The following is a 13,030-nucleotide window of genomic DNA, read 5'->3' on the forward strand; positions in this document are numbered from 1 at the left end:
TCAGCGTGGTACCACAAACGTGACGTAGGTGGAGTTCCCCTTGCCCGCCACACCGGAGTTCGGGCCCAAAACGACCTGCCCGGCGGGTACGTCGCGTTTGAAGAGGACCAGGCGCTGGTCCGTCGTACCGACTGTCTCACCAGTGCGAGTGAACGAGGACAGCCACGACGGCCACCACACGTTCTCGCCACGCGGATCGAAGGCGACGTACACGGTCGCCGGCCGAGTCAAAGACAGCGTCAGGTAGTCAGGTGGTGTCGTGGCCTTGGAGTCGTCGTTGGAGCCCTGTACCAACGCCTGACCGTTCAATGCCCCAGGCAGCTCAGTGACCGTGTAGCTGCGATCCACATAGATCGGCGCACCGACCTGAGCCTTGACGAGGTTGGTCAGCTTCTCCGGCGACTGCACGGACACCAGGTCGCTCAGCAGCGGCGGCTCGCTCCGCGTGATGCCCAGGACCCGGTTGCCGACCGTCTTGACCGCAGACGCAGGCTGACCGGTCAGCGGGGCGAACGTGAAGGACGACAGCGGTACGGCGACGCGCTCGAGCGTGTACGACGTACCGGGAGCCGTCTGCAGGGTCACGAGGTCGGCAGAAGTCCCACTGACCACAACACGTCCATGAGAGTCGACCACGCGGACCTGCTGACCCGGCCACGGGTTGCGCAGCTTCAACGTGTCGCGGCTGCCGGCCTGGATGCCGACCACCGTCGGTACGCCGTCGTGTACCTCGGTGCTGATCCGGTGCCCGCCCTCGATCTGCACTGACCCAGCGACGTCCCAATCACGCGGCCACGCGGGCGCAACGTGCACAACCCCGTCGTACGACTGGACCAGTGCCTCCTGCAGCCCGGTGGTGAGTACACCGCCCCACTCGTTGTAGAAGCTGCGGTTCCGGACCGCTTCCTGGCCGGTGCGGTGCACGGTGAAGCCGTTCGGGTAGATCTGGAAGTCGGCGATCCCCTTCAGCAGCAGGCGTTTCACCTCGTCCGAGAGCCCGAGCCGGGCGGCCCAGGTGGAGTCCATGCCCCAGTCCTTGTCCTGCGGGTACACGCGTTGCCGGTACGTCGCCTGCATCAGCTCGGAGGTCTCGTCGAACACGCCCCACGGCCACAGCGCCTCCATCTCCGGGTTCTGCGTGTTGTGCGACTCCTCGTCGGTCCCGGACCACGCCAGCACCTCCTCGCCGCCACGCTGCACGGTCCGGAACGGCGGCAGCTTGCCCACAGCATCCCGCAACTGGTGAGCCAACGCTGTATCCCCATGCGACGTCGCCAGGTCGGCGACGAGCGGGAAGATGACCCGCATCGCAGCCAGGTCCGGCACCGGATCGCTGGTGTCCCACTGCACCTCAAGAGCATTCACGTGCTCCAGGTGCAGATAGCCGTCCGCGCCCGTGGTCATCGCGGATAGGTAGAACCGTGCCACGTCCCGCATCAGCGGATAGCTCCGATTCAGCAGGGCCGTGTCACCGGTGTACCGGTACTGCTGCCAGATGTTGTTCACCAGCTCCGGCCCGCTGGTCAGGATCCGCCGTGTCCAGCTGGGCTCCTGCATGTTGTCGCAGCCGTCGCCAGTGCCGTCGTACCGCATGAACTCCGGCAGGCAGAGGCCCTCGCCGCCTTTCCAGTGGGTGCGTGTCCACTCGCGCATCAGCTCGGCACGGTCCAGGTAGAACTTGAAGTACGGCGAGTTGAGCTCGCCGATGCCCGCGCCGAGGTTCGCGGACACCAGCATCCGTAGGTTGAAGTGCCAGTACGAGTCCTGCGCCCAGTCCGCCTGGTCTCCCGAGGACGAGAACATCCGCACCACCGCACCATGCGTGCTCGGTACGTCGCCGCGCATCGACGCGGCCATCGTGTACAGCTGCAACGTCCGCAGGTTCTCGACGTACTCACCGGACCCGTCCGCTGACGTGATCCGCATCGGCGCCGCCTTGGCCCAGAACGCGTGCCACCACTCGAGGTGATGACTGGGCGACTCGACAACGGCACGTCGCGCGGCTGCCCGCAGTTCTCCGCCGCGGTACGACGGTACGCCGACCACGAGCCGGAAACTGCCGTCCGCACGCGGCCGAAACGTCAGCCGCACCGTCAGCGGGTCCACCACCGACGCGGTGACGCCCTGGGCCTGTGCTGTCAGTGCGGCAACCGCACCGGTGATGCTGCCGGACGCCTCGTCGTGGAACGTCTCCGCGAGCGCCGCAATCCCACCAGCTGCACTGACGGCCGGGGAACGGCCGGCCCACAGCTTCAGGTCAGCGGTCTGCACCTGCGATGGGTCCGCACCAGTCACCTCCAGAACGAACTGGTCCGCGTCAGCACGCACGTAGGAGCGTGCAGTGAGACCGCCACCGCTCTGTACGACCTGACCGTCGTACAGCGCCAGCCGTCCGCTGTAGTCGTCGGCACGCATCAGAGAGTCCAGACCGGGTACGACGAGACGCCCGGCGGACTTGAGGTCCGGGAACGTGTCCACGCGGTTGAGCTGTGCGCTGTAGCCCTTCTCGGCCCAGACCGACGCACCCAGCACACCGTTCCCGAGCGGCATCGCCTGGTACGAGCGCCACGCAGGGCCCTCCTGGACGAGGTCGGACCGTGACACCAGTCCGGCCGTGTCGCCCTGCAGTGCACCGTCACGCCAGGCGGTCGTCCCCTGCTCAGAAGGCGTACTACTGGCAGCCGGCACAGAGGTCGCGCCCACAGTGAGCAGCGCGGCCAGCAACGGCACCGTCAATCGAAGAGCCGTCACGCGCGCACCTCGATGAAGTAGTCGACGCCCGGGCGAGTGCGGAACTCCACGACGCCGTCCTCCGGGCGGGCGAACGCCACCGGGCCGATGGACGACTTGACGTCCACCGAAGCGCCGGTCCGCAGCCGCAGCCGGTTGCCGAGCAGCGACCGAACCGTTGCCTTGGTCAACTTCCCGCCGGACCAAGAGAACTCGAGGTCGAAGCCGCCGCGGGCGCGCATGCCGCGGACGCTCCCGCTCGGGAACGCAGTCGGCAGGCAGGGGAGCAGCGCGATCTCGCCGGAGTGGCTCTGCATGATCATCTCGGTGATCCCGGAGATGCCGCCGAAGTTCCCGTCGATCTGGAACGGCGGGTGCAGGTCGAACATGTTCGGCGCGGTACGGCCAGGACCCAGCAGCTGGGTCAGGTGCTTGTACGCGTTGTCCGGCTCGAGCAGCCGGGCGCGGAGGTTGAGCTTCCACGCCAGCGACCACCCGGCGGTAACGGCCGGACCGCGCAGCTCCAGCGACTTGCGGGCCGCGTCGGCGAGTTCCGGCGTACTGCGTGGTGTCACCTGGTCGCTCGGGAACACGGCCCACAGGTGTGAGACATGTCGACTCGTCTCCAGGGCGGCCTCCTCCCAGTCGATCAGCCACTCCTGGATCTGGCCGAGGTACCCGATCTGGAGCGGCGCCAACTTCGACCGCGCGTCCGCAGCGGCAGCAGCCATAGCGCTGTCGACACCCAGCAACGTGGACGCCTGTCCGAACACCTTGAACAGGTCGTGCAGGATCTCGGTGTCCATCGTCGGCCCCGCGCACATGCTCACGCCGACGTTGTCGTAGTCGTGGTGCTTGACCTCGGGGGAGTGTGACGGGCTGGTCACCAGCCACCCCGTCTTCGCGTCGGTCTGCAGCTGGTCGAGGAAGAACTCCACGGAGCCGCGCAGGACCGGGTAGTACTTCCGCAGCATGTCCAGGTCGCCGGTGTACTCGTACCGCTCCCAGAACAGCAGCGACAGCCACGCACCGCCGGTCGGCCAGACCCCGTAGTACGCGAAGTCGACCGGCGCGGTCCCGCGCCATCCGTCCGTGTTGTGGTGCGCTACCCAGCCAGGCGCGTCGTACATGGTGGCCGCAGTACGGGCGCCGGACTCGGACAGCTCGCCGATCATCTGGAACAGCGGGTCCCAGCACTCCGCCAGGTTCGCCGGACCGGCCGGCCAGTAGTTCATCTCGCAGTTGATGTTCAGCGTGAACTTGGACTGCCACTCGGGCAGCATCTTGTAGCTCCAGATGCCCTGCAGGTTCGCGGGCTGGCCCGGGGTGCGGGAGCTGGAGATCAGCAGGTACCGACCGAACTGGTAGTACAGCGCGGCCAGTTGCGGATCGCCTCCGTTGCGGAATGTCATGATTCGCTGGTCGGTCGGCAGCGCGATCGAGTCCGAAGTACCGAGGTCGATATCGAGGCGCCCGAAGAGCCGCTGGTAGTCCTCCACGTGCTGGTGCCGCAGTGCGCCGTACGCCGGGCGTCCGACGGCGGCCAGTGGTGCTACGGCGCGAGCGACCTGGTCCGCGCCGACGTCGAGGTAGTTGCGGTAGCTGGTGCCGACCGAGAACAGCAGCGTGACCTCGTCCGCACCTGCGACCGAGAGCTTGCCGTCAGCAACCGTCGTGGACCCGCCTTCGGCAAACGCCCGTAGCAGCGCGCAGAACTTCACCGAACCGGTCAGGCCCTCGGCGTCGCCGCTGATCCCGTTGAGTGCCAGCGTCTGCTTGTCGTACGCCGAAGGTGTCGCGGCCTGCTCCGTGCTGTACGTCGCGTCGAACGTGAGCGCACCGCGCTGGCTGGCCGTCAGCCGCATCACCAGCACCTGCGCGGGATGGCTGACGAACACCTCCCGCGTGTAGCGCACGCCTGCGTGCTCGTAGCTGACCGACGTGATCGCGGTGGTCAGGTCGAGCTCTCGCCGGTACGCCGTGACTGCGGTCGCGTCGATGCCCGGAAACGCCAGCGAAAGGTAGCCGACCGGCTGGTACTGCATCTGCTCGTGCGGGAGACCCATGAAGTGCGCGTCGGCGAGGTTCTGCGCGTCGAGGTACTTCTCCTCGGCGATCAGCCGCCGGATCTCCGGGAGGACGTCCTTGCCGATCGGGTCGTCGTACTGGTGTGGACCGCCGGCCCAGATCGAGTCCTCGTTCAGCTGCAGCTGCTCGGTCGCGGTGCCGCCGTACACCATGGCGCCGAGGCGCCCGTTGCCGATGGCAAGTGCCTGCAGCCACTCGGTGGCGGGCTGGGTGTACCAGAGCTTGAGCGGGTTGGTGTCGCTGCCGGGAGGTGCTGCGGCAGTTGCGGTCAGGGGATTGGTGAGCGAGCCGGCTACAACTGCGGTGCCGGCTGCGGCGCCGGCGGTCCTGAGAACCTGGCGGCGGGTGTACTGGGTCATGGGGCGGTCTCCCTGGAGCGGTAGATGCGCTGGGCGGTGCCACGGAACACGTCGTTGTGCGTGGCGGGTGGCAGCAGTGCGGTGGTACGGCGGATCACCTCGGCGCGGGTGGCGGCCAGCGTGCACACGGGCCAGTCCGAGCCGAACAGCAACCGTTCACTGCCGAAGAGTTCGAGGGCGACGTCGACCAGCGTGCGGAGGTCGTCGGTCGCGAGGTGGGCGATGCCGGAGAGCTTGACGGTCACGTTCGGGCACTCGGCGAGTGCCTGCATTCCGGACCGCCACTCGGCGGTGGCAGCTGTCGGGTTGCCGAGGTGGTCGAGCACGAGACGGGCGTCCGGTACGGCGGAAGCCAGCCGGGCGGCACCGAGCAGGGCGGAGGGGCGGAGCAGGAGGTCGATGGCGAGGCCGGCGTCGGCGGCGGCCCGCACGCCGCGCACGTGCGCGGGAGCTGTCAGCAGGTCAGGGTCGGTCTGGTCGACCGGTGGACTGCGCACGCCGACAAGCAGCGGGTCGTCCGGGAGCCGGTCCGGGAAATCGAGCAGGTCGAACCAGCCGACCACACCAACCACACGCGGGTCCTCCCCAGCCAGCGCCAGCAGCTCACCCACCTCCGCGGGATCAGCATCCGCCTGAACAAGCACAAGGTGGGAGGGGTTGGGTGGGTCGGGTAGGTCAGCGAGGGTGAAGTTGCGGCGGAGGGGGTGGTCGGGGGCCAGCCAGGGGAGGCGGCGGCGGGTCAGGTCCCAGACGTGGACGTGGGCGTCGATCATGAGGGCCGGCCGGCTGGTCTGGTGATAGAGCTCTCGCCGCGGGCGTGCGCGGCGAAGAGCCGTGCGGAGTCCTCGGGGTCGGTGCCGGCGAGTACCTCGATCAGGTCCAGGTGGCGGCGTGCCATCAGGCCCCAGTCGCCGGCGTACATCGCGTTCGACACCACCTGCAGGCTCCACAGCGCCGGCTCCAGGGTCCGCCACACGCGCAGCAGCATCGAGTTGCCGCTGGTCGCCAGCACCTGCCGGTGGAACCGCAGGTCAGCCTCGCGGAACGCGCCGATGTCGTGATGGCCGGCCGCCTCGATCATCCGCTGCACCTCGATCCGGAGCAGGTCGAGCTCCTCCGGCGGCGCGTGCCCGGTCGCCCGGCGCGCTGCCGCGGACTCGAGCAGTACGCGGACCTCCCGCGCCTCCCGGGCCTCGACCTGCGAGATCTCGGTGACGAAGTTGCCCAGCCGCGGGCGATACGTGACGAGTCCCTCGTGCGCCAACCGGCGTACCGCTTCCCGGGCCGGGGTCTGGCTGGTGCCGAGCACCCGGGCGATCTCGGACTCGACCACGCGCATCCCGGGCGCCAGCTCGCCGGACAGTATCCAGCCGCGGATCGCCTCGTACACCCGGTCGGACAGCAACTCCGTGTCACCGGGCGGCGGTGGGGCGGGACGGCTGGTCGCCACGCTGATTCCAGCACCGGAGCGGTAGTGCTGGACCTCCTCCCGGCGCCGCCGCGAGACCGTCGACTGCGAGACGCCGTACGCCGCCGCCAGTTCGCGGGTTGACGGGCGATGTCCGGAATCGGCCATCGATGTTGGCGCACCTGTTATCGACGTGGCACCCAGTTGCACCCGGTCGACCATCCGCGGCCGTCCGCTGCGCATCCCGTCGTCGAGGCCGGCCATGCCCATCCGGAGGAACCTCCGGCGCCATTTGCCGACCGTGCCCGGAGTGACCTCGAGCAGGTCCGCGACCGCCTTGTTCGAGCGTCCCTCGGCGCTGGCCAGCACGATCCGGGCCCGCAGCCGCATCGCGGCACTGGTCCGCGGGGCGGCCGCGAGCTGGCTGAGCGCGGTCCGCTCGGGCACCGACAGGGTCAGCGGGGACTTCGGTCTTCCGGCATCGGGCATGGCTGCATGGTGACCCGGTTCACAGCGTTCTGCCAACCCCATATGGCACGGACTTCTGACTCATAACGTCCACTTTGCCGTTTAAACGTTGACACTTACGCGCCGCGCTCTGCATCGTCACTCGATAACGACGCCCGGCCGCCCTCGATGCCGGGACGATCCGAGGAGGACCCGGAAATGGCTCGTTCAGTACGGCGCAATCCAGGACGCAAACCAGGGCGCACGCTCGGCCTGCTGACATCCGTTGTGATCCTGGTGGGCGCGGCGGGCTGCGGTGGCGGCTTCAGCGACGACAAGGGTGCTGCTGGTGACAGCACCGGCGAAGTCCGGATGCTGGTCAACATCACCCCCAACCTGACCAAGAGTTACTGGGAGGGCCTGGTCAAGCCCTTCGAGGACGCCAACCCGGGCGTCGACGTGAAGATCGAGGCGCCGACCGGTTCGGGCGTCAAGGACACGCTGCCGCAGCTGCTGGCGGCCGGCAACGCGCCGGATGTCGTCGAGACGCTGATGGCCGACAAGGTGCTGGCGCCGCAGATGCTCGACCTGACCGACCAGGCGTGGACCAAGGACACCCCGCTGGTGGAGCAGGCCTCGCTGGACGGCAAGGTGTACACGGTCGGTGTCGGCCAGCAGGCGCAGTCCCTGGTGTTCTACAACAAGGACGCCTTCGCGAAGGCCGGTATCAGCGCCCCGCCGAAGGACCTTGACGAGCTGACCGCGGCCATGGGCAAGCTCAAGGCGGCCGGTTACCTGCCGTTGCAGACCGCCGGCGACTACGTGACCGGTCTGCAGCTGCTGCAGCTCAGCGACCCGTCGATCGCCACCAAGTACCCGGACTGGTACCAGCAGATCAGCTCCAAGCAGGCCAAGGTCGGCGAGACGATGCTGCCGCTGCTGGAGCGCTACGAGTCCTGGATCAAGAACGGGTACGTCGACAAGAACGCGCTCGGTCTGAAGGACGTCGGCGCGCAGACCAACTTCCTGTCCGGCAAGGCCGGCATGTACATCATGGGCAGCTGGTTCGTCCGCACGGCCGACGACGCGAAGCCGAAGTTCGACCTCGGCGTGTTCGCCGCCCCGACCGACAAGGGGCAGCCGTCGCCGGGTCCGCAGGGTGTCACGATGGCCGCGCCGTACATGATCCTCAAGTCGACCAAGCAGCGTGACCTGTCGGTGAAGCTGGTGCAGTGGCTGGTCACGGACAAGACCGCCGTCCAGAGCCAGCTCGCGCAGGACGGCAACTTCCGCAAGGGCTACACCGACAAGCTGTCGCCGCTCGGCAAGCAGGTGCAGGACATCCTCGACCAGGCGCCGAAGCAGGTCGCCCAGGGTGAGGGGTACGGCGCCAACACGCTGCCGCAGGGCTTCAACGGCGAATGGAACAAGGCGGTCCAGAGCCTCTACACGGGGAAGAGCGCGAAGGACGTCGCTACCCGGATCGACAGCTGGATGGGCTCGAAGTCGTGAGAGCCCGCCTGACGACAAATCTGACGACCCTCAGTATGGTCGGCCCGGCGCTGGTGCTGTTCGTCGTCATGCTGGTCGTCCCGGTCGGTCTGTCGCTCTACCTCAGCCTGACCGACTGGGACGGCTACAGCGCGAACCCGGCGTTCGTCGGCCTGAAGAACTACGTCAGCCTGACCCACAGCGCCGAGGCGATCCGGGCGGGCTGGGTGACGCTGTTGATCGCGGCTGTCGGCACAGTCCTGCTCAGCGTGCTCGGACTCGGGTTCGCCTTGCTGGTGAACGGTGCGTCCCGGCTGAACGCGTTCTTCCGCATCGTGCTGTTCTACCCGCACGTCCTGAGCGCGCTGGTCGTCGGCTTCCTGTGGAGCGCAGTGCTCGGTACGTCGGGTGTCGTCAACGGCTGGCTCACGTCGAAGGGCGCCGAGGTACTGCCGTTCCTCTCCGACCCGAAATGGGCTCTCGCCACTCTGATCGCCGTCCTGGTCTGGGCCGGGTTCGGTGTGAACGTAGTGCTCTACCTGGCCGGGCTGCAGACGGTGTCGAAGGACCTGCTCGAGGCGGCGCGCATCGACGGTGCGTCGAAACGGCAGACGTTCTTCAACGTCACACTGCCCGCCCTGGCACCTGTGGTGACGGTGAACCTCGTGCTGTCGCTGGTGACGTTGCTGAAGACGTACGACCTCGTGGTGTCGCTGACAGGAGGTGGACCGGCTGGGTCCACGCAGACCGCGGCGTACCTGATCCTGTGGGACTCGTTCCACAACAACGCGCTCGGGTTCGGCTCGGCGCAGAGCGTTGTCCTGATGGTCATCACCGCGGGTCTCGCTCTGACCGTCGCACGGCTGCGAGCACGTGCTGACCGAGGGGTGCAGGCATGAGCGCCCTGCGGATGCCGCGGGTGGCCGGCGTGCAGTTCAAACCCTTCAGAGCAAAGGGCTGGGGACGGATCGCGTTCCTGGTCGTGACCAGCGTGCTGATGCTGGTGCCGATGTACCTGCTGATCATCAGCGCGTTCAAGTCGCAGCAGGACATCCTGGCGCACCCGTTCTCGCTGTCGCCCGACCAGCTGACCACGGAGTACCTGCGGAAGGCCGCGACGAACCCCGACTTCAACATTCTCAAGGGGTACGCCGTCACGATCCTGTTCGTGGTGTCGGTGAACGTGCTGTCCGTCGCGCTGGCCGGTCCCGTGTCGTACGTGATCGCGCGGCGCAGCGAACGCCGGTACCGGATGCTCCTGCTGCTGTTCGTGGCCGGGACGTTCATCCCCAGCCAGGTGCTGGTGATCCCGGTCGTCTACACGCTGAAGTTCCTCGGGCTGATGGGGACGATCCCCGGGTTCGTGCTGTTCGAGACCACGCTCACGCTGCCGTTCTCGATCTTCCTGTACGCCGGTTACATCATGACGATCCCGGCGAGCCTGGACGAGGCCGCCGCGGTCGACGGGGCCGGCAAGCACCGGGTGTTCTGGTCGATCGTGTTCCCGCTGATGAAGCCGGCCGTGGTGACGATGGTCATCCTGAACACGTTCTCGGTGTGGAACGACTTCGTGAACCCGCAGATCATCCTCGGCCCGGGCAGCGGTCTCTACACCGTGACGACCGGCGTGTACGCCGCGGTGAGCCAGTACTCCACCGACTACACGGTGGTGTTCCCGACGCTGCTGCTCGCAGTGGCTCCGTTGCTGGTGGTCTTCGTGCTGCTCCAGCGGCATGTGATCAGCGGCCTGACCGCGGGAGCGACCAAGGGATGAGCGAACCTGTTGTCGCAGAGATACCGATCGGCTCGCCGCCGGCCTGGGCGATCATGCAGCGGCGCCTGTTCGACGTGATGGACGAGGGCTGGTGGCTGTTCCGCGAACGCTACTGCCTCCCCGACGGCAGCCTGCGGTACGCCGGTCCGGTGCAGAGCCGCGACGGTGCGGACGACTTCTACGAGGCGTTCGTGAACTGGCCGGTGCTCTACCAGCTCGGCGGCGCGGACGACCTGATCGACGTGTCGAAGTGGCACTGGGAAGGCGTCACCCGGCAGCTCACCGACCTGGGCTTCCTGGTCGACGAGTTCGAGCGCGGGTACGACTGGTTCCACCTCGGCGAGTCGATGATCTTCTTCTACTCGCTGTGTGCGGCCGACCCGACGGACGAGGTGTTCCGCGAGCGCGCGTACCGGTTCGCCGAGCTGTATCTCCCCGGTTCGCCGGCCGCCAACTACGACCCGGCGACCCGGACGATCCGCGCGCCGCACAACGGCGCCGGCGGTCCGCGGTGGGGCATCAACGACGAGTGGCGGACGTTCGGCGCGAACCAGGAGCGGATGCGGATCTTCGGGCTGCCGCTGTCCGGCGTACCCGGGATCAGCAGTTGGGACGATCTGAAGGACCCGGCGAACGCGGACCTGATGGGTGCGGAGATGATCCGCCGACTCGGTGCTGGTGACACCGCAGTCAACCTGGCCGCGACGACGCTGACCGCGAACGCCTGGCTGTACGACCACAGCGACCGGTTCGCCGCCTGGACGCTGGAGTACCTGGACGCGTGGGAGGAGCGGGCCAAGGCGAACGGCGGCCTGCTGCCCGACAACGTCGGCCCGAACGGCATCGTCGGCGAGCTCCACGACGGTCGCTGGTACGGCGGCAAGTACGGCTGGAACTGGCCGCACGGCGTCTACAGCGTCGGCTCGGCCGCCTGCGTCGCGGCGTTGAACGGCGTCGTACTCACGGGTGACTCGAAGCGGCTGGATTTCGCCCGGCAGCTACTGGACCACCTGTACGAACGGGGCATCACCGGTGCGGTCGACGAGACCGACATGAGTATCCGGGACCGGTGGGAGGCCGAGCTGGGGGACGACTGCGCCAACCCGACCTTGCTGATCCCGAACCGGCACAGCGACGACGGGTGGTTCGACTACCAGCCCCCGCAGCTGGGACTGCCGATGTGGTTGTGGCAGGCATCTTTCGAGTCGGGTGACCGCGAGCGGTTGAGCAAGCTGCGCGAGCGCAGCGGTTATGACTGGCGTACGGTCCGCGACTTCCGCAACAAGGAGGACGCCGGTCACGAGGCGCCCTGGCTCGCTTACCTAGCCGGAGACAACCCCGGCTACCCCGAGGCGATGCTGGGTGTCGCACTGTCCCAGGTGCAGCGCCGAATGGACCTGATGGCCGTCGACACCGTCGACCCGGCCGACATGAACATCCACCACTGGCAACGGCACAACCCGGTCGCCACCGAAGCGCTGCTGCAGCTGACCACAGGTACGCCGCAGCTGCTCTACAACGGCGGCCTGCTGCCACTGCGCGTGCTTTACCTGGACGCGGACCGCGGACGTCCCGGCCTGCCACCTGACGTCGCCGCACTGGTCGACACAGTGGAGCCGGACCGGACAGGTCTGCAACTGGTGAACCTGTCCGCGACCCAGACCCGCAGGGTGATCGTTCAGGCCGGGAGCTTCGGCACCGACCGGATCGACGAGGCCACGGTGTCCACGGCCACCGGCGAGTACCCGGGGCCGTCACCGGCGTACACCTCGACCCCGCCGACGCCCGGCCGCCGGACGGTCGTTGTCGACAGCAACAGACTCGAAGTGACGATGCCGCCGGGCCGAACCATCCGGCTGGATCTGCGGCTGACCAGAAACACCTATCGCGCCGCACATCTGGCGCTTGCCCAATGAATTACCGAGGAGACATATGAGCAGCACGGAACAAGCTCCGGTGACGCCGGTCTGGGACCTGCCGGTGCGCGGCGACACCCCGCCGGCGCCGGATCCGGACCTGGTGTCGCGGCTGTCCGAGATCGGGTCGGCCACCGCCTGCGCCCGGTTGCACAACCAGGGCATCCGCCGGACCTTCGTCGACGGTCCGACCAGCATGTTCCCCGGCAAGAAGGTGGTCGGCCGCGCGCTGACCCTGCAGTTCATGCCACAGCGTGAGGACATCGCCGACGGCCAGAGCCAGGAGTACATCGAGCGCAGTACGGCCCTGTGGGCCGTGCTCGACGAGATCCAGCCGGGCGACGTCCTGGTGGTCCAGGCGTACGGCAGCCACACCACCGGCTGCTTCGGCGACATGCTGGTCCGCTACTTCAAGCTCCGCGGCGGCGCCGGCATCGTCGTCGACGGCCGGATCCGCGACGTACCGCGGGTGTCGGAGCTCGACGTCCCGATCTGGTCCACCGGAGCCACCCCGCACTACGCGTCCCAGTCCGAGCTGTTCCCGTGGGCGTACAACGTCCCGGTGGCGGTCGGCGGCGTCCTCACGCTGCCGGGGGACCTGGTGCTCGCCGACGACGACGGTGCCGTCGTCGTACCCCGCCGGCGTGCGGAGTCCGTCGTCCAGGCGGCCGCCGAGCACGACGAGTGGGAGAAGTTCAGCCGGCGCCGGATCGACGAAGGCGCCCCGTTGCGTGACTACTACCCCCTGACCGAGAAGACCCGTCTCGAGTACGAGCGCTGGCGCAGCCAGAACGGCAACGCCGGCGACTGACCCTCC

The 13,030-nt window shown here is 68.0% G+C and carries 9 protein-coding genes; 5 read left to right on the plus strand and 4 right to left on the minus strand.

What is annotated here, in order from left to right; translation table 11 throughout:
* From EV651_RS27200 to EV651_RS27215, 4 genes are read right to left on the minus strand one after another with little or no spacing between them, the layout of a single operon-like run.
* The gene (locus EV651_RS27200; protein WP_133788087.1) at positions 1–2,751 is read right to left on the minus strand and encodes a glycoside hydrolase; all 2,751 of its coding nucleotides are present in this window, start codon (positions 2,749–2,751) and stop codon (positions 1–3) included.
* On the minus strand, positions 2,748–5,177 hold the full coding sequence (locus EV651_RS27205; RefSeq protein ID WP_133788088.1) for a glycoside hydrolase N-terminal domain-containing protein: 2,430 nt from the start codon (positions 5,175–5,177) through the stop codon (positions 2,748–2,750). The genes EV651_RS27200 and EV651_RS27205 overlap by 4 nt, the downstream gene beginning before the upstream one ends.
* Positions 5,174–5,950, minus strand: coding sequence for an amidohydrolase (locus EV651_RS27210; RefSeq protein WP_133788089.1), 777 nt, complete (start codon positions 5,948–5,950; stop codon positions 5,174–5,176). Before EV651_RS27210 ends, EV651_RS27205 begins: the two co-directional genes overlap by 4 nt.
* Positions 5,947–7,074: an FCD domain-containing protein gene (locus EV651_RS27215; protein ID WP_166658804.1), complete on the minus strand. Its 1,128-nt coding sequence runs from the start codon at positions 7,072–7,074 to the stop codon at positions 5,947–5,949. The genes EV651_RS27210 and EV651_RS27215 overlap by 4 nt, the downstream gene beginning before the upstream one ends.
* A 177-nt stretch (positions 7,075–7,251) precedes the next feature.
* Here EV651_RS27215 and EV651_RS27220 point away from each other — a divergent pair, with 177 nt between their 5' ends.
* The 5 genes from EV651_RS27220 to EV651_RS27240 are packed head-to-tail and all read left to right on the plus strand — an operon-like array spanning position 7,252 to position 13,024.
* On the plus strand, positions 7,252–8,544 hold the full coding sequence (locus EV651_RS27220) for an ABC transporter substrate-binding protein (RefSeq protein ID WP_166658805.1): 1,293 nt from the start codon (positions 7,252–7,254) through the stop codon (positions 8,542–8,544).
* Positions 8,541–9,422, plus strand: a complete 882-nt coding sequence (locus tag EV651_RS27225; RefSeq protein WP_202870532.1) for a carbohydrate ABC transporter permease — start codon at positions 8,541–8,543, stop codon at positions 9,420–9,422. Before EV651_RS27220 ends, EV651_RS27225 begins: the two co-directional genes overlap by 4 nt.
* Positions 9,419–10,297: a carbohydrate ABC transporter permease gene (locus EV651_RS27230; protein ID WP_133788092.1), complete on the plus strand. Its 879-nt coding sequence runs from the start codon at positions 9,419–9,421 to the stop codon at positions 10,295–10,297. The genes EV651_RS27225 and EV651_RS27230 overlap by 4 nt, the downstream gene beginning before the upstream one ends.
* Complete coding sequence (locus tag EV651_RS27235) at positions 10,294–12,213, plus strand: hypothetical protein (RefSeq protein ID WP_133788093.1); 1,920 nt, start codon at positions 10,294–10,296, stop codon at positions 12,211–12,213. The genes EV651_RS27230 and EV651_RS27235 overlap by 4 nt, the downstream gene beginning before the upstream one ends.
* Before the next feature lie 16 nt (positions 12,214–12,229).
* The gene (locus EV651_RS27240) at positions 12,230–13,024 is read left to right on the plus strand and encodes a ribonuclease activity regulator RraA (protein ID WP_133788094.1); all 795 of its coding nucleotides are present in this window, start codon (positions 12,230–12,232) and stop codon (positions 13,022–13,024) included.
* Positions 13,025–13,030: the final 6 nt, after the last annotated feature.

The sequence above is a fragment of the Kribbella sp. VKM Ac-2571 genome, assembly GCF_004362255.1.
In the GTDB taxonomy this organism is placed as follows: Bacteria; Actinomycetota; Actinomycetes; order Propionibacteriales; family Kribbellaceae; genus Kribbella; species Kribbella pratensis.

Coding starts and splice junctions, on each gene's coding strand:
- EV651_RS27240 (WP_133788094.1), top strand. CDS start 12,230: ATGAGCAGCACGGAACAAGCTCCGGTGACGCCGGTCTGGGACCTGCCG.
- EV651_RS27215 (WP_166658804.1), bottom strand. CDS start 7,074: ATGCCCGATGCCGGAAGACCGAAGTCCCCGCTGACCCTGTCGGTGCCC.
- EV651_RS27210 (WP_133788089.1), bottom strand. CDS start 5,950: ATGATCGACGCCCACGTCCACGTCTGGGACCTGACCCGCCGCCGCCTC.
- EV651_RS27235 (WP_133788093.1), top strand. CDS start 10,294: ATGAGCGAACCTGTTGTCGCAGAGATACCGATCGGCTCGCCGCCGGCC.
- EV651_RS27205 (WP_133788088.1), bottom strand. CDS start 5,177: ATGACCCAGTACACCCGCCGCCAGGTTCTCAGGACCGCCGGCGCCGCA.
- EV651_RS27220 (WP_166658805.1), top strand. CDS start 7,252: ATGGCTCGTTCAGTACGGCGCAATCCAGGACGCAAACCAGGGCGCACG.
- EV651_RS27230 (WP_133788092.1), top strand. CDS start 9,419: ATGAGCGCCCTGCGGATGCCGCGGGTGGCCGGCGTGCAGTTCAAACCC.